This is a genomic window from uncultured Amnibacterium sp. (genome assembly GCF_964245895.1).
Lineage (GTDB): Bacteria > Actinomycetota > Actinomycetes > Actinomycetales > Microbacteriaceae > Amnibacterium.
This window is the reverse complement of the sequence record NZ_CAXTOQ010000076.1, coordinates 1-16160: the sequence shown is the minus strand read 5'-3', so window position 1 is coordinate 16160 and position 16160 is coordinate 1. Positions and strand designations below refer to the sequence as shown.

The following is a 16160-nucleotide window of genomic DNA, read 5'->3' as shown; positions in this document are numbered from 1 at the left end:
CGGCGAGCGGCTCGCCCGCGTGCGCGCCGCCGTGCCGGACGCGCCGCGCCAGCTGGTGGTCGACCTGGGCCTGCCCCGGAACATCGATCCCGATGTCGCCGCGCTGCCCGACGTGGAGCTGCTCGACCTCGAGACCATCGGCCGGCACGCCCCGCTGCCCGAGCTGCACGCGACGGACGACGCCCGCGCGCTGATCGCGGAGGCGGTCGAGGACTTCGGCGCCGACCAGCGCGCCGCGGAGGTCACGCCGGCCGTCGTCGCGTTCCGCGCGCACGTCTTCGAGCTGGTCGACCAGGAGATCGCGCGGCTGCGCCGTCGGGGCGAGGGCTCGGAGGCGGTCGAGCGGGCGATGCGGCACCTCGCGGGGGTGCTCGTGCACCTCCCGTCCGCCCGCGCGAAGGAGCTCGCGGCGGTCGGCAGGGCGGACGAGTTCAGCGCGGCGGTGGAGGCCCTGTTCGGCCTCGCCGGTGCCGAGCGCCCGAGCGACGCCGAGGATCCGGACGACCGCCTCGTCGGCTGATCCACCTCCCTCCCAAGGATCTCCCCAGCTCCTCGCCAGGAGCGGAAACCTGCGCGAAACACCTGCGTATCATTCGGGCATGACATTCCGCGTGGTGATCCCGCGCAGCATCCCGTTCGGGGACTCGAACCGGGTGCAGCGCGAGGTGTGGAAGCGCGGCTACTCGACGCGTCTCGCCGGGCGGGACGCGACGCGGCCCGACCGCCTGGTCGTCGAGTTCCTCCGCACGGTCGAGGAGCTGCCGGACCCGTCCGAGGTGCCGGCGCACGCGCTGGCGCTGGACCGGCTGCTGGGCGGCGCCCGGGTGCACGCCGCCTCCGCGGGAACCGGCGTGTGGATCGAGACCGTGCAGAACCGCCCGGGCAGGCGCACCGCCTGACCCCCTCGGCGCGGGCGCGGCGCCGCCTCCCGCGCCGGTCGCGCGCTTCGAGCACGTCGACAGGAAGAACCGAGCGCTTCAGCAGGAACGATTCACTTGAGCAGGAACTTCTTGCCCGATTCCTCCTGCCGAAGTGAGTTCTTCCTGCCGTCGTGCTCGGGAGCGAGCGCTACAGCAGGAAGACCGCGCAGAACGGACCGGATCCGCGCGTACTTCCTGCCGTCGTGCTCGGGAGCGACCTCGAGGGCTTCAGCAGGACAGAACGCGATCAGCAGGACGAATCGGCCCAGATCCTCCTGCTCAAGCCGATCTGTCCTGCAATCCCCCTCAGCTCCAGGCCTCGAGGGAGGCGTCAGCAGACGTACTCGAGGATGCCGATCCCGATGGTGCGCATCGCCTGCAGCACCGCGAGGCGCCGCGTGTGCACGTCGTCGACGAACTCGATCGTGACCGTGTAGGCGACGGAGGCGCGCGGCCCGCGCAGCACCCCGGCCTCGCTGCGGACGCCGGGCGCCGACCCCGTCTTGTTCAGCAGGCTCAGGCCGTGGTCGCTGCGCACGTGCGACAGCGGGTCGAGCGCGAACGCGGACGCCACCAGCGACAGGTCGGTGTTCAGCGCCAGCCAGTCGGAGACGCGGGAGGAGACGGCGCGGCTGACGGCCTCGCCCCGCGCGATCCTGGCGAACAGCGTGGTGAGCTCCGCCGCGGAGCCCACGGACAGCTGGGGCGCGTCGTCGGGTCCCCTGCGGTCGCGCACCCGGTCGAGCAGCGCGGTGCGGCGCAGACCGAGCGACTCCCCGCGCGCCCGCACCGCGTCCAGCCCGACCGCGCGCAGCAGCACGTTGGTGGCGAGGTTGTCGCTCGTCGCGGCGACGAGGGCGGCCAGATCGGTGAGCGGCAGGCTCGGCGCGTGCAGGTACTGCCACAGCCCCGCCTCCGCGACGAGGTCCTCCGGGGCGCGGTCCAGCAGGTCGAAGCGGGAGCCCGCGTGCTCCTCCAGCCGCGCCGCGATCTCGAGCAGCAGCAGCACCTTGCCGACGCTCGCGGTCGGCAGCACGACGTGGTCGTCGACCGAGAACAGGGCCTTGCCGGACAGCAGGTCGATCACCCTCGCGGACACCTGCGCGCCGTCGAGCGCGAGGTGCGCGAGCGCGGTGAAGCCGTCCGTGAAGTCCGCGCGCACCGCTTCGCCCCGGTGCCTGGCGTCGTCCGCGCCACCCCGCGCCCGAGCCCGTCGTCCGGGCTCCGCGGGGGCGGCCGTCACCAGATCGTGACCCTGCTCGTCGGATCCAGCCACAGGGCGTCCGTCTCGGTGAGGTCGAAGGCCGCTGCGAACTCGTCGAGGTTCTTCACGATCTGGTTGCAGCGGAACTCGGGCGGCGAGTGCGGGTCGATCGTGAGCAGCCGCTTCGCCTCGGCCTCACGGCGCTTCTCCCGCCAGACGGCCGCCCAGGAGAGGAAGAACCGCTGGGCGCCGGTCACGCCGTCGATCACCGGCGGCTCCGCGCCCTCGAGGGACAGCACGTAGGCCTTCCAGGCGATCGTGAGGCCGCCGAGGTCGCCGATGTTCTCGCCGATCGTGAGCGCGCCGTTCACGTGGTCCGTCAGCCCCTCGGGCACGAGCGCGTCGTACTGGGCGATCAGCGCCTTCGTGCGCTCCTCGAACGCGGCGCGGTCCGCCTCCGTCCACCAGTTCTCGAGCCGGCCGTCGCCGTCGAACTGCGAGCCCTGGTCGTCGAAGCCGTGGCCGATCTCGTGGCCGATGACCGCGCCGATGCCGCCGTAGTTGGCCGCGTCGTCCCGATCGGGGTCGAAGAAGGGCGGCTGCAGGATCGCTGCGGGGAACACGATCTCGTTCATGCCCGGGTTGTAGTACGCGTTGACGGTCTGCGGGGTCATGAACCACTCGTCGCGGTCGACCGGCCTGCCGATCTTGCCCAGCTCGCGGTCGAACTCGAAGGCGCTGGAGGCGCGGACGTTGCCGACCAGGTCGTCCGCCGACACCTCGAGCCGGGAGTAGTCCCGCCAGACCGCCGGGTAGCCGATCTTCGGCGTGAACCGGCCCAGCTTGTCGAGCGCCCGCGCACGGGTCTCGTCGCTCATCCACGCGAGGGAGGAGATGGAGTCGCGGTACGCGGCGACCAGGTTCGCGACCAGCACGTCCATCCGCACCTTGGCGATCGGCGGGAAGTGCTCGTCGACGTAGAGGCGGCCGACCGCCTCCCCCATCGCGCCCTCCGTGAGGCCGACGGCGCGCTTCCACCGCGCCTTCAGCTCCTGCGCGCCGGTGAGCGCGGTGCCGGTGAACGCGAAGTGCGCGTCGACGAAGGCGGAGGAGAGGTACGGCGCGAGCGGGCGGATCACCCGGATCGCCAGCCAGTCGCGCCAGGCCTCGAGGCGGTCGGGGGTGAGCAGCGCGAGGACGCCGGAGACGAAGGACGGCTCGCGGATCACGACGGTGTCGAGCGCGCCTGCGGGCGCGTCGAGGCCGGCGGCCCAGGCGTCCAGCAGCGCGCCGCCGGCACCGGCCTCCGCGACGAGGCCGGTCCAGGACGTCGGGTTGTAGGTGGCCTGCACGTCGCGGGTGCGCACGGCGTCCCAGTGCGTCGCGGCGATCTCGGTCTCGAGCGCGAGCACGCGGTCCGCCCGCTCCCGCGCGGCGTCGAGCCCGGCGAGGTCGAACATCGCGACGAGGAAGGTGCGGTACGCGTCGCGGTGGGTCGCGAAGTCGTCCTCGCGGTAGTAGCGCTCGTCCGGCAGGCCCAGCCCGCCCTGCTCGAAGAACACGAGGTAGCGGGCCGGGTCGCCCGGGTCGTTGTCGACGAAGAGCCGGAACAGGCTGCCGCCGCCGCGCCGCTCGAGGGTGCCCAGCACGGCGAGCACGGTCGCGATCGAGTCGGCGGCCGAGACCAGCCCGAGCGGCTCCGCGAGCGGGGCCGACCCCAGCGCCTCCACCCGTTCCTCCGCCATGAAGGAGGAGTAGAGGTCGCCGATCCGCCGCGCCTCGGTGCCGGGCTCGGCCTGCTGCGCGCGCTCGATGATGACGCGCACGGCGGCCTCCGCGCCGTCGACGAGGTCGAGGAACGCACCCGACCGCGCGCGGTCGGGTGGGATCTCGGCGGACGCGATCCACTCGCCGTTGACGGCGCGGTAGAGGTCGTCCTGGATGCGCGCGGGAGCCACCGCGCCTTCGGGTTCGGCCACGGGCCGAGTCTAGGAGCGCTCCTCCCCCGTCCGCGGGACGCCTCGCGCGGGTCCGCCCACTCCGGGGGCCGCGAGCGACTCCGGGGGCCTCCTGCCCGACCCCACCAGTCGCGGACCGCCCCCGCAGCGGCGTCGGACCCGCCTGCCAGGATCGCGGGATGAGCCGCCGCGGGATCCTCCTGTTCGCCGCGCTCGGCATCGCCTGGGGCATCCCCTACCTGCTGATCAAGGTCGCGGTGCAGGAGGTGGACCCGGCGTTCGTCGTGCTGGGGCGCAGCGCCCTCGGCGCGATCGTCCTGCTGCCGCTCGTGATCGCGCGCCGCCAGGTGCTGCCCGTGCTCCGGCGGTGGCGGCCGCTGCTCGCCTACTCGGTGGCCGAGATCATCGTGCCCTGGTACTTCCTCAGCTCCGCGGAGACGCGGCTGCCGAGCTCCACCGCCGGCCTGCTGCTCGCCGCCGTGCCGCTCGTCGGCGTCGCGGTCGCGTTCCTCACCGGGCGGCCGGAGAGGATGACGGGCACGAACTGGCTCGGCGTGCTGGCCGGCACGGTCGGGGTCGCCGCCCTCGTCGGGCTCGACGTCGCGGGCTCCGACCTGATCGGGGTCGCCGAGATGGCGATCGTGATCGTGGGCTACGCGATCGGCCCCGTCATCCTCGCGCGGCACACGGCGGACCTGCCCGGCACGGGCGTCGTCGCGCTGTCGCTCGGGATCACCGCGGTCGTGTACGTCCCGCTCGTGACGCTGCTCGGGTCCTGGCCGACGGAGGTCCCCTCCCCCGCCGCGATCGGGTCGATCGTCACGCTCGCCGTGGTCTGCAGCGCCGCGGCCTTCGTCATCCTGTTCGCCCTCATCGCCGAGATGGGCCCCGTGCGGGTCACCACGATCACCTACGTGAACCCGGCGGTCGCGATCGTCGCCGGCGCGCTCGTGCTCCACGAACGCGTCACCGTGTGGACGCTGGTCGGCTTCGCGCTCGTGCTCACCGGATCGTTCCTCGTGAGCCGGCGGCGTCGGTCCGTGGCCGCGGCCGCCACGTAGGCTCTCGCCCCGTGCGGCTGGTGGTGGCGGAGTGCTCGGTCGACTACGCGGGGCGGCTGTCCGCGCACCTCGACCCGGCCAGGCGCGTGCTGATGCTGAAGGCGGACGGCAGCGTGCTGGTGCACGCGGACGGCGGCTCCTACAAGCCCCTCAACTGGATGAGCCCGCCGTGCACCCTCACCGTCGAGCAGCCGGAGGAGGACGTCGCGGCCGCCGGGGTGCAGCAGGTCTGGCGGGTGGCGCACGCGAAGACCGGCGACGTGCTGATCATCCGGATCCACGAGCTGCTCGTCGACGAGACCGTCGAGCTGGGCGTCGACCCCGGTCTCGTCAAGGACGGCGTGGAGGCGGACCTGCAGCGCCTGCTGGCCGAGCAGATCGAGCTGCTCGGAGACGGCCACTCCCTGGTCCGCCGCGAGCACATGACGGCGATCGGGCCGGTCGACATCCTCGCGAGGGACCCCGGCGGCGTCGCGGTGGCCGTGGAGATCAAGCGGCGCGGCGACATCGACGGCGTCGAGCAGCTGACGCGCTACCTCGAGCTGATGAACCGCGACCCGCACCTGACCCCGGTCACCGGCGTGTTCGCCGCGCAGGAGATCAAGCCGCAGGCCCGCACCCTCGCCGAGGACCGCGGCATCCGCTGCCTCGTGCTCGACTACGACTCGATGCGCGGCGTCGAGGTCGGCCCCGCCCGCCTCTTCTGACCACCTCGTTCAGGCCCGATTCGCCCACACGCCGTGTCCGGAGGTGCGGGCGGCGGCGTGTCGGGGATCCAGCCTGAACGAAGAAGACCGCGGCCCGATCTGGGGCGGTCGGCGGGGTGCCGGACCGGTCAGGATGAGCCCCTGATGAACGAGCCCTGCACCGTGATCCTGGTCGACCTCGACGGCACGATCATGGACTCCGCCGCGGGCATCACCCGCACCCTCGCGGTCGCGCTGGAGGAGCTGGGCCTGCCGGTCCCCGCTCCCTCCCGCCTGCTGGAGTTCGTCGGCCCGCCGATCATGGACGGCCTCCGCGACGTCGCCGGGCTCGAGGGCGACGACGCCGCCCGGGTGCTCGACCGCTACCGCACGCTCTACCGGGCGTCGGGCGCCTTCGAGGCGGAGCCGTACGCCGGCATCCGGGACGCGCTCGAGACCCTCGGCCGCAGCACCCCGCTGGCGATCGCGACGTCGAAGCCCGAGTCCACGGCGACCCGCATCCTCGACCACTTCGGGTTCGCTCCGCTGTTCACGGTGATCGCCGGCGCCTCCGAGGACGAGTCGCGCAGCGACAAGGCGGACGTCGTCGCCCGCGCGCTCGAGCTGCTCGCCGAGCGGCACGTCGACGTGTCCAGGCCGCTCATGGTCGGGGACCGGATCCACGACGTCGAGGGCGCCGCCGCGCACGGCATCCCGACGATCATGGCGGGCTGGGGGTACGGCGCGCCGGAGGAGGCGGCCGGCGCGATCGCGATCGCCGACTCGCCTGCCGACCTCGTCGCCCTCGTGCGGGCGGGCCTGCCGACCGTCGCCTGAACGCGCATGCCCCGCGGAGCGGAGATGCGGAAGAATCCCGCCATGACCCTCACGCAGGTCGAACGCCAGTACGCCAAGGCCTCCCAGTCGACGGCGCCGCACGTCGTGGTGCTGTTCGGCGCCGCGGGGGACCTCGCCAAGCGCAAGCTGCTGCCCGGGATGGCGAACCTCGCCCTCTCCTCCCTCGCTCCCGACATCGAGATCGTGGGCACCTCGCTCGAGGACCTCGACGACGACAGCTACCGCGCGCAGGCCAAGGCCGCGCTCGACGAGTTCGATCGCCGCCGCCTGTCCGACGACGAGTGGAAGCACTTCGCCGAGAAGGTGCACTACGTGCCCGCGAAGGCGGGCCCGCAGGCCCTGGCGAAGGCCGTCGCGGCCGCGGCCGGCCGGCTGGGCCCGCACGCCCGCCGGATCCACTACCTGTCGGTGCCACCGAAGGCCGCCCTCGCCGCGGTCGACACGATCCGCGACGCCGGGCTGGTCGAGGGCTCGCGGATCATCATGGAGAAGCCGTTCGGCACGGACCTGGCCAGCGCCGTCGAGCTGAACCGGCGCCTGCACGACACGTTCGAAGAGACCCAGATCTTCCGGATCGACCACTTCCTGGGCAAGGAGCCCGCGCAGAACATCCTCGCGATCCGGTTCGGCAACGGCCTGTTCGAGCCGATCTGGAACCGCAACTTCATCTCGCAGATCCAGATCGACGTGCCCGAGACCCTCGGCCTCGAGCAGCGCGCCTCCTTCTACGAGGCGACGGGCGCCTACCGCGACATGGTCGTGACGCACCTGTTCCAGATCCTCGCGTTCGTCGCGATGGAGGCGCCGACCGCCCTGGAGCCGAAGGCGATCAGCCTCGAGAAGAACAAGGTGTTCAACTCGATGAAGCCGATCGATCCGGGCAACGTCGTGCGCGGCCAGTACGTCGGCTACAAGGACATACCCGGCGTCTCGCCGGAGAGCGAGACCGAGACGTTCGTCGCCCTGAAGTGCGAGATCGACAACTGGCGCTGGGCCGGCGTGCCGTTCTACCTCCGCACCGGTAAGAAGCTGGCGGAGGGGCAGCGCATCGTCTCGATCGCGTTCAAGGAGCCGCCGCAGTCGATGTTCCCGCCGGGGTCGGGCATCGGCGCGAAGGGGCCGGACCACCTGACCTTCGACCTCGCCGACGCCTCCAAGATGTCGCTGTCGTTCTACGGCAAGAAGCCGGGGCCGGGCATGCGGCTCGAGAAGATGTCGATGCAGTTCGCGATGCAGGACACCGCGAACGCCGGCGACGTGCTGGAGGCGTACGAGCGGCTGATCCTGGACGCGATGCGCGGCGACCACACGCTGTTCACCACCGCGGACGGCATCGAGCGGCTGTGGGAGGTCAGCCAGCCGCTGCTGGACGACGCGCCTCCGGTCCGCCCCTACGCGGTCGGCAGCTGGGGCCCCAACGCCATCCACCAGCTGATCGCGCCGTTCGCGTGGCGCCTGCCGTTCGAGCGCGTCTGGCGCGAGTCGCACGGCCACTGAGGTCTCGCGGATCCGGATCTCTTGCGCGGATCCGGATCCGTTGCGCAACACCCCGCATGCAGGAGCCTCCGCACGGCGTGTCGTCGAATCCGTCCGGATCCGCGCACGGCTGGGCCCGGCAGCGGATTCGGCGGAACGGCATGGCGATCCCTCCCGAACGGGGGAGCGGCGGTTAGCGTCCCGGACGTGCAGGCGATCCCGGTGCTCGGCGGGCGGTACCGGCTCGGGCCGGAGATCGCCTCGGGCGGCATGGGCGCCGTCCATCGCGCGTGGGACGAGCGCTTCGGCCGCGAGGTCGCGATCAAGGTGGTGCGGTCCGGCGCGGACCGCGTCGAGCGCGAGCGCCTGCGTCGGGAGGCGCAGTACCTCGCGCACCTCGACCACCCGAACCTCGTCGCCGTGCTCGACGCGGGCGAGGACCGGCTGCGCTCCGGCGACACGGTCTGGTTCGCGATGGAGCTGGTCGCCGGGCCCGACCTCCGGGCGCTGCTGCGCCGCGACGGCCCCCTGCAGGGCACGGCGACGCGGCGCGTGCTGGCCGGCGTGCTGGCCGCGCTCGAGGTGCTGCACACCGCCGGGGTCGTGCACCGGGACCTGAAGCCCGCCAACGTGCTGCTCACCGCGGAGCCGGCGACCGGCCGGTGGGACGTCAAGCTGGTCGACCTCGGCATCGCGCACCTCGCTCGGACCGACCACCTCACCTCGACGGGCCAGATCGTCGGGACGGCCGCCTACCTCAGCCCGGAGCAGGTGCGGGGCCGGGCGATCGGCCCCGCGACCGACGTCTACGCGCTCGGGCTGCTCGTGCTGGAGGCGCTCACCGGACGCATCGCGTTCCCCGGCAACGCCGCGGAGTCGGCTGCCGCGCGCCTCGTGCGTGCGCCCCACCTCCCCTCCGCGCTCGACCCCGCGTGGCGGGAGCTGCTGAGCGCGATGACGGAGATCGAGCCCGACGCCCGGCCCACCGTCCCCGCGCTGCGCGGCCTGGTCCGCGCGCTGCCGGACTCGGCGCTGCGGCAGGGCGCCGACCCCGACGCGACCGAGGTGCTGCCGGTCGTCCCCGCGGCGACCGCGACCGCGGTGCTCGCCGCGCCGTCGCTCGTCACGACCGGATCGACGCCGGCTCCCGCCCCGGTGCGCGGGCCGTGGCGGCGGCACGCCCTCGCGGCCGCCTGCCTCCTGGCGGTCCTGGCCGCCGCTGCCGGCTGGACAGCCGCCCTCGCGGGCTCCGGCCAGACGGCCGTCGCGGCCGCCACGAGACCGGCCACCGCGCCGTCCCGGACCGCGACCCCGGTGCCGGTCCGCACGATCACCGTCACGCCGACACCGACGCCCACCGTGCCGGCCGCCGTCGAGACGCCGACCGCGGCGCCGGAGACGTCGGCGCCGGTCGCCGACACCCCGGACACGATCACGGACACGATCGAGCGCTGGAAGGAGCGCCTGCGCGAGCGCCGGCACGGCGGCTGGTCCGACGAGTCGGACGATTCCGGGGGGTCCTCGGGGCAGTCCGGCGGGTCGGACGGGTCCTCCGACGGGTCCTCGGACGGCTCCGACGGGTCCTCCGACGGCTGACGCACGGCCCGCGGGCAGGCGGGCCCCGTACCGTCCCCGGATGGCTGAGAACCTGAAGAAGGGCGACCACGTCTCCTGGAAGTCGCACGGCGGCGAGGCGGAAGGCGAGGTCGAGAAGAGGATCACGTCGGAGACCGACGCCGGCGGGCGGCACGTCAAGGCGTCGAAGGACGACCCGCAGTACCTCGTGAAGAGCGAGAAGTCCGGCGGCGAGGCCGTGCACAAGCCCGGTGCGCTGAAGAAGGACTGACCCCGCACTCGCGCGCCGAGCCCGGTGCGGTCATGATCGGGGAGTGAGCTTCAACGCGCGCCTCCGCGCCCTGGTCGGCATCCGACAGGGCAACGCGCTGTCGTCGAGCCTCCGGAACGCCGCGCAGATCGACGTCTACGGCACCGTCCGCCGCCAGGGACCGTTCGATGCGCCTCCCGCCGAGCCGGTCGAGCTGGCCGACCCGGTGCCGTGGGAGCTGCAGGACGGTCAGGGCTCCGTCGCCGACTGGGTGAACCGCCCGCGCTGACCTCTCGCGGATCCGGATGATCTGCGCGACACCCCGTGTGCGAGGCGACCGGGCGCGGCGTGTCGCCCAGGCCGTCCGGATCCGCGCAAGGGATCCGGATCCGCGAACAGCGGGGGAACGACGGAGGCCCCGGGATCGCCGGGGCCTCCGTGTCGTGCGCGAGGGGGGAGTTGAACCCCCACGCCCTTTCGGGCACACGGACCTGAACCGTGCGCGTCTGCCTATTCCGCCACTCGCGCGTAGCCGGCGCACCAGGCGCCGAAGGCCCAGCGAGACTAGCACGGGCGCAACGCGCAACATCCGGCGCGCGGCCCGCGCTGACCCCCGTCGTGGCGCCCCGCGTTACCCTGGGCCGACCGCGGGCGAGCCGCCCGGGCGCGAGCACGAGCACAGAAGGCGGTTCGACGGAGGTGGGCATTCTCGACAGCTTCGAGCGCGGGCTGGACCGCGCCGTGAACGGCGCGTTCGCCCGCACCTTCCGCTCGGGGCTCGCGCCGGTCGAGATCACGTCGGCCCTGCGCAAGGAGCTGGACACCCACGCCTCCCCCGTCGCACGCGACCGGGTGCTCGTGCCGAACCGCTTCACGGTCCGGGTCAGCACCGAGGACCACGCCGCGATGACGGCGCTGGGCGGCGGCCTGATCGACGAGCTCGCGGAGCAGGTGTCGCAGTACGCCGCGCAGCAGCGGTACCAGATGGTGTCCCCGCCGGTGATCACGCTGGAGGAGGACCGCTCCCTCACCATCGGCCTGCTCGAGGTCCGCTCCTCCTCCGAGCGCACCGAGGTCACCTGGCTGCCCGTGCTCGAGATCGACGGCCGCAGGCATCGGCTCGGCGACCGCACCGTCATCGGTCGCGGCTCCGAGGCCGACATCACCGTCGACGACTCCGGCATCAGCCGCAGGCACCTGGAGATCGTGTGGGACGGCCGGCGAGCGGAGGCGCGCGACCTCGGCTCGACGAACGGCTCGACCCTGAACGGCGCGCGGCTCACCCGGGCGGGCCTGCCGAACGAGTCGGTGCTGCAGGCGGGCAGGACCCGGATGGTGTTCCGGGTCGTCGCCCACGCGGGAGGCGCCGCGTCGTGAGCGACCTGACCCTGCTCGTCCTCCGCGTCGCGTTCCTCGCGCTGCTGTGGGTGTTCGTGTTCGCGGTGGTCTACGCGCTGCGCAGCGACCTGTTCGGCGGCCGCGTCCGGAGGATGCCCCAGGAGGCCGCCGGTGTCGCGCCCGCCCCCTCCACCGCGCCGCCCGCCGTGCAGTCGCTGCCCTCGCCGCCGACGCCCGGGGGCGGCGCGTCCGTGCCTCGCGGCCCGGCGTCGACGCTCGTGATCACCTCCGGCGGCAAGGCGGGACTCGAGATCCCCCTCGGCACCGATCCGCTGATGATCGGTCGCGCGAGCGACGCCGGGCTGCAGATCCGCGACGACTACACCTCGACGCACCACGCCCGCCTGCTGCTCTGGGGCGCCGACTGGGTCGTGCAGGACCTCGACTCCACGAACGGCACGTTCGTGGACGGCCGCCGCATCGACACCCCCACGCAGGTCCCGATCGGGACCCCGGTGAAGGTCGGCGCGACCACGTTCGAGCTCCGTGGCTGACCGCGTGACGACGATCACCACCGGCGCGGCCGTCAGCCACGTCGGCCGGGTGCGCACGAACAACCAGGACTCGGGCTACTCGGGCGCCGCCCTGTTCGTCGTGGCGGACGGGATGGGCGGCCACGCCGGCGGCGACGTCGCCTCCGCCATCGCGGTGCGGCGGATCCTGGAGACGGACCGGCTCGAGTTCGCCAGCCCGCAGGAGGCGGAGTTCGCGCTGCAGTCCGCGATGACGGCGGCGAACCGCGAGATCAGCGACACCGTCGTCGAGCGGCCCGAGCTGACGGGCATGGGCACGACGGTGAGCGCGATGGTGCGCGTCGGCGACGCCGTCACCATCGCGCACATCGGCGACTCCCGCATCTACCTGCTGCGCGACGGCGAGCTGTCGCAGATCACCAACGACCACACGTTCGTGCAGCGCCTCGTCGAGACCGGCCGGATCACGCCCGAGGAGGCCGCGGTCCACCCGCGGCGCAGCGTCCTGATGCGCGTGCTCGGCGACATCGACCAGACGCCGGAGATCGACACGTCGATCCTGGGCACGGTGCCCGGCGATCGCTGGATGCTCTGCTCGGACGGGCTCTCCAGCTACGTGTCGGAGGAGCGGATCCTCGTCGCGCTCGAGGGGGCGCCGACCGCCGCGGACGCCGCGAACGGGCTGGTCGGGGAGGCCCTCGACAACGGGGCGCCCGACAACGTGACCGTGATCGTCGTCGACATCGACCGGCCCGGCTCGGCGACCGCACCGTCCGGCGGTCGGCTGGTCGGCTCCGCGGCGCTCGGTGGCGAGCTCGACCTGCCGGCGACCGGCCGCCAGCACGCCCGGCTGCCCGCGCTCCTGCTGCATCCGATCAGGACGTCGATGCCGGAGGCGAGCTTCCAGCCCGAGTCGGAGGACTACCTCGACGCGCTGATCCGCGAGGACCGGCGACGCCTGTGGCGCCGCCGTCTCACCTGGCTCGGCGCGGTCGCGCTGCTGCTCGGCGCGGTCGCCCTCGCCGCCTTCGTGGGCTACCGCTACACCCAGACCCGGTTCTACGTCGGCTTCGACGGGGACCGGGTCGCCGTCTTCCAGGGCGTGCAGAACTCGATCGGCCCGCTGCGGCTCAGCCACGTGGTCCGGGTGACCGACCTCGAGCGCAGCGCGCTCAGCCCCTTCACCCGCTCCCAGATCGCGGAGACGATCTCCACGTCCTCCCTGGCCGCCGCGGAGTCCGTGGTCGAGAACGCGAAGTCCGACAGCGGTGGCTGACACCACCACGCTGTCCCGACCCGGCTCCGACCGCCTGCCGGGCATCCGCCCGTCGACCCGGCTGCGGAACACCGAGCTCGGGCTGCTGCTGATCGCCCTTGCGGTGGCGGCCGCGGCGATCGTGCTGGTCCAGCTCGGAGCGCTCGGCCGGATCGACCTGAGCGTCGTGAAGCTCGCGGGCGGCGTCGGGGTGCTCGCGCTCGCGCTGCACGTCGTCCTCCGGTTCCTCGCGAGGGACGCGGACCCGTTCATCCTGCCGATCGCGACGGCGATCAACGGGCTGGGGATCGCCGAGATCTACCGCATCGACCTCAGCCCGACCGGGGTGCGGAACCACTACGACGACGGCTCGAGCCAGATCCTGTGGACCACGCTCGGCATCGGCGCGGCGATCGTCGTGCTGTTCGTCGTGCGCAACCACCGCATGCTGCAGCGGTTCACCTACATCGCCATGCTCGCCTCGATCGTGCTGCTCGTCCTGCCGCTCGTGCCCGGCCTGCGGCTCAGCGGCGCCGCCGCCTACGTCTGGGTCAGCGTGGGCCCGCTCAGCTTCCAGCCGGGCGAGATCGCGAAGATCACGCTCGCGATCTTCTTCGCGGGCTTCCTCGTCGCGCGCCGGGACTCGCTCGCGATGGTCGGCCGCCGCATCCTGTTCGTCCGGCTGCCGCGCGCCCGGGACCTGGGGCCGATCGTCGTCGTCTGGCTGCTCGCGCTCGGCGTCATCGTCGGGGAGCACGACCTGGGCACCGGCCTCCTGCTGTTCGGCATGTTCGTCGCCATGCTCTACGTCGCGACGGGGCGGACGAGCTGGATCGTCCTCGGCCTCCTGATGGCCGCCGTGGGCGCATATGCGGCGAGCCGCATCCTCGCGTACGTCGAGGGCCGCATCACGAACTGGATCCATGCCTTCGACGGCACGCTCTACGACGACCGCGGCGGCAGCTTCCAGGTGGTCAACGGGATCTTCGGCCTCGCCCACGGCGGCCTGTTCGGCACGGGCCTCGGCCAGGGCCGCCCGGACATCACCCCCGCCGCGAACAGCGACTTCATCGTGGCGTCGCTGGGGGAGGAGCTGGGGCTCGTCGGCGTGTTCGCGCTGCTCTGCCTCTACCTGCTGTTCGTCTCCCGCGGGTTCCGGATCGGCTACTCGGGGCCGGACGACTTCGGCAAGCTGCTCGCGGTCGGGCTGGCGTTCGTGGTCGCGCTGCAGGTGTTCATCGTCGTCGGCGGCGTGATGCGGGTCATCCCGAACACGGGCCTCACGACCCCCTTCCTCGCAGCCGGCGGCTCCTCCCTCGTGGCGAACTGGATGATCGCCGCGCTGCTGCTGCGCATCTCCGACACCATCCGCAGCGGCCCCAGGACGGTGATCTGATGCGCGGCTTGCTCGTGAAGGCCGATCTGAGCGACACGCCGATGGCGCGCCGACGGTTCGCGGCGTGTCGCGAACCGGGCCTGAACGAGGAAGCATGAACAGGGAGCTGAAGCGGATCAGCGCGCTCGTGGTGCTGATGTTCACGACGCTCTTCGTCGCCTCCAGCGTGATCCAGGTCTTCCAGACGACCAACCTGGACGCGGACGCACGGAACCAGCGTGCCCGGTCGGACCAGTACGCGATCCAGCGCGGTCAGATCCTGACGGCCGACGGCAAGGCGATCGTGACGTCGCCGAAGTCCGACGACACGTTCGAGTTCGACCGGAAATACGCGGACGGCGCGCTCTACGCGGCGGTGACGGGCTACTACAACCCGATCGGGGCGCCGACCGGGATCGAGGGCGCGCTGAACGCCCAGCTGGCCGGCACCTCCTCCGACCAGGTGCTCGACCGCCTGCAGAACACGATCACCGGGCAGGACCCGAAGGGCGCGTCCGTGCAGCTGACGATCCAGCCGAAGGTGCAGAAGGCCGCGTACGACGCGCTCGGGGACCTGCGCGGCGCGGTCGTCGCGCTCGACCCGAAGACCGGCAAGGTCCTCGCGCTGGTCTCCAAGCCGTCCTACGACCCGAACGCGATCGCGGACCACACCACGGGCGTCCGCGCCTACGACGTGCTCAGCGCGAAGACCGTGAACCCGCTCGTGAACCGCGCGATCGCGGGGGACCTGAACCCGCCCGGCTCCACCTTCAAGATCATCACCGCGTCCGCGGCGCTCGAGAGCGGGAAGTACACCCCGTCGTCGAAGTTCCCCAGCCCGACCTCGTACCGCCTGCCCGGCACCGACACGGTCATCCAGAACTCCTACGGGGAGCGCTGCGGCTCCGGTGCGACGGCGACCATCGCGACCGCGCTGAGCCTGTCCTGCAACATCCCCTTCGCCCAGCTGGGCATCAAGCTGGGCGACGACGCGCTGCGCGAGCAGGCGGAGCGGTTCGGCTTCGACACGCCGCTCTCGATCCCGCTGAAGGTGACGCCGAGCAGCTACCCGGCGGAGCAGCTGGACGGCGCGCAGACGGCGCAGACGGCCTTCGGGCAGTTCGAGGATCGGGCCACGCCGATGCAGATGGCCATGGTCGCCGCGGCGATCGGGAACGGTGGTGTCCTGATGAAGCCGAACCTCGTGGAGAAGATCGTGTCCCCCTCCCTGGAGACCGTCGACCGCTTCTCCCCGGAGCAGCTCGGCACCCCCGTCAGCGCCGACACGGCAGCGAAGGTGAAGGCGATGATGGTGTCCTCGGTGGCCGGCGGAGCCGCGACCAATGCAAGAATCGACGGTGTCGAGGTCGCGGGGAAGACGGGGACGGCGCAGAACGGGCCCGACCAGCCGTACACGCTGTGGTTCACCGGGTTCGCGCCCGCGTCGGATCCGCAGGTGGCGGTCGCGGTCGTGATCGAGAACGGTGGGGGGCTGGGTCAGTCGGGGTACGGCAACCGTGTCGCCGCCCCGATAGCCAAGCAGGTCATGGAGGCGGTGCTGAACGGATGAGACCGGTCGCCGGGCTCACTTTCGGGGGCCGCTACGAGCTGTCCTCCCGCATCGCCATCGGCGGGATGGGCGAGGTCTGGGAGGCCCAGGACTCGCGCCTC

15 protein-coding genes, 1 tRNA gene and 1 pseudogene are annotated in these 16160 nt (G+C 72.7%); 14 read left to right on the top strand and 3 right to left on the bottom strand.

The window, feature by feature from the left end:
- Nucleotides 1-520 (top strand): annotated as a pseudogene (locus ACFE60_RS11415) (glutamyl-tRNA reductase); the annotation flags it as partial.
- A gap of 79 nt (nucleotides 521-599) precedes the next feature.
- Complete coding sequence (locus tag ACFE60_RS11410) at nucleotides 600-899, top strand: hypothetical protein (RefSeq protein WP_375388979.1); 300 nt, start codon at nucleotides 600-602, stop codon at nucleotides 897-899.
- A 352-nt stretch (nucleotides 900-1251) separates the two neighbouring features.
- Here ACFE60_RS11410 and ACFE60_RS11405 read toward each other — a convergent pair whose 3' ends face one another.
- The gene (locus ACFE60_RS11405; RefSeq protein ID WP_375388978.1) at nucleotides 1252-2163 is read right to left on the bottom strand and encodes a serine hydrolase; all 912 of its coding nucleotides are present in this window, start codon (nucleotides 2161-2163) and stop codon (nucleotides 1252-1254) included.
- Complete coding sequence (locus tag ACFE60_RS11400) at nucleotides 2160-4103, bottom strand: M13 family metallopeptidase (protein ID WP_375388977.1); 1944 nt, start codon at nucleotides 4101-4103, stop codon at nucleotides 2160-2162. Before ACFE60_RS11400 ends, ACFE60_RS11405 begins: the two co-directional genes overlap by 4 nt.
- A 158-nt stretch (nucleotides 4104-4261) precedes the next feature.
- On the opposite strand from ACFE60_RS11400, the gene ACFE60_RS11395 reads away from it, so the two are divergent.
- The 7 genes from ACFE60_RS11395 (at nucleotide 4262) to ACFE60_RS11365 (ending at nucleotide 10277) form a co-directional block, all read left to right on the top strand.
- On the top strand, nucleotides 4262-5143 hold the full coding sequence (locus tag ACFE60_RS11395; RefSeq protein WP_375388976.1) for a DMT family transporter: 882 nt from the start codon (nucleotides 4262-4264) through the stop codon (nucleotides 5141-5143).
- Between the two features lie 11 nt (nucleotides 5144-5154).
- The gene (gene nucS / locus ACFE60_RS11390) at nucleotides 5155-5850 is read left to right on the top strand and encodes an endonuclease NucS (protein ID WP_375388975.1); all 696 of its coding nucleotides are present in this window, start codon (nucleotides 5155-5157) and stop codon (nucleotides 5848-5850) included.
- A 144-nt stretch (nucleotides 5851-5994) separates the two neighbouring features.
- On the top strand, nucleotides 5995-6666 hold the full coding sequence (locus ACFE60_RS11385; protein ID WP_375388974.1) for an HAD hydrolase-like protein: 672 nt from the start codon (nucleotides 5995-5997) through the stop codon (nucleotides 6664-6666).
- A 42-nt stretch (nucleotides 6667-6708) separates the two neighbouring features.
- Nucleotides 6709-8184, top strand: coding sequence for a glucose-6-phosphate dehydrogenase (zwf, locus tag ACFE60_RS11380; RefSeq protein WP_375388973.1), 1476 nt, complete (start codon nucleotides 6709-6711; stop codon nucleotides 8182-8184).
- A 186-nt stretch (nucleotides 8185-8370) separates the two neighbouring features.
- Nucleotides 8371-9759 carry a serine/threonine-protein kinase gene (locus ACFE60_RS11375; RefSeq protein ID WP_375388972.1) on the top strand — a complete coding sequence of 463 codons (1389 nt, stop codon included), beginning with the start codon at nucleotides 8371-8373 and terminating at the stop codon, nucleotides 9757-9759.
- Nucleotides 9760-9799: 40 nt separating this feature from the next.
- The gene (locus ACFE60_RS11370; RefSeq protein ID WP_375388971.1) at nucleotides 9800-10009 is read left to right on the top strand and encodes a DUF2945 domain-containing protein; all 210 of its coding nucleotides are present in this window, start codon (nucleotides 9800-9802) and stop codon (nucleotides 10007-10009) included.
- A 43-nt stretch (nucleotides 10010-10052) separates the two neighbouring features.
- The gene (locus ACFE60_RS11365; protein WP_375388970.1) at nucleotides 10053-10277 is read left to right on the top strand and encodes a hypothetical protein; all 225 of its coding nucleotides are present in this window, start codon (nucleotides 10053-10055) and stop codon (nucleotides 10275-10277) included.
- A 155-nt stretch (nucleotides 10278-10432) separates the two neighbouring features.
- Here ACFE60_RS11365 and ACFE60_RS11360 read toward each other — a convergent pair.
- A tRNA-Leu gene (locus tag ACFE60_RS11360) sits at nucleotides 10433-10516 on the bottom strand.
- A 171-nt stretch (nucleotides 10517-10687) separates the two neighbouring features.
- Between ACFE60_RS11360 and ACFE60_RS11355 the strand changes: the two genes are divergently transcribed.
- The 5 genes from ACFE60_RS11355 to ACFE60_RS11335 all read left to right on the top strand — a co-directional run bounded on the left by ACFE60_RS11355 (nucleotide 10688) and on the right by ACFE60_RS11335 (nucleotide 16059).
- Nucleotides 10688-11365 (top strand): FhaA domain-containing protein, encoded by a 678-nt coding sequence (locus tag ACFE60_RS11355; protein ID WP_375388969.1) that lies wholly within the window; start codon nucleotides 10688-10690, stop codon nucleotides 11363-11365.
- The gene (locus ACFE60_RS11350) at nucleotides 11362-11880 is read left to right on the top strand and encodes an FHA domain-containing protein (RefSeq protein WP_375388968.1); all 519 of its coding nucleotides are present in this window, start codon (nucleotides 11362-11364) and stop codon (nucleotides 11878-11880) included. The genes ACFE60_RS11355 and ACFE60_RS11350 overlap by 4 nt, the downstream gene beginning before the upstream one ends.
- Nucleotides 11873-13135 carry a Stp1/IreP family PP2C-type Ser/Thr phosphatase gene (locus tag ACFE60_RS11345; RefSeq protein ID WP_375388967.1) on the top strand — a complete coding sequence of 421 codons (1263 nt, stop codon included), beginning with the start codon at nucleotides 11873-11875 and terminating at the stop codon, nucleotides 13133-13135. Before ACFE60_RS11350 ends, ACFE60_RS11345 begins: the two co-directional genes overlap by 8 nt.
- Complete coding sequence (locus ACFE60_RS11340; RefSeq protein ID WP_375388966.1) at nucleotides 13128-14510, top strand: FtsW/RodA/SpoVE family cell cycle protein; 1383 nt, start codon at nucleotides 13128-13130, stop codon at nucleotides 14508-14510. Before ACFE60_RS11345 ends, ACFE60_RS11340 begins: the two co-directional genes overlap by 8 nt.
- A 94-nt stretch (nucleotides 14511-14604) precedes the next feature.
- Nucleotides 14605-16059: a peptidoglycan D,D-transpeptidase FtsI family protein gene (locus ACFE60_RS11335; RefSeq protein ID WP_375388965.1), complete on the top strand. Its 1455-nt coding sequence runs from the start codon at nucleotides 14605-14607 to the stop codon at nucleotides 16057-16059.
- Nucleotides 16060-16160 lie beyond the last annotated feature (101 nt).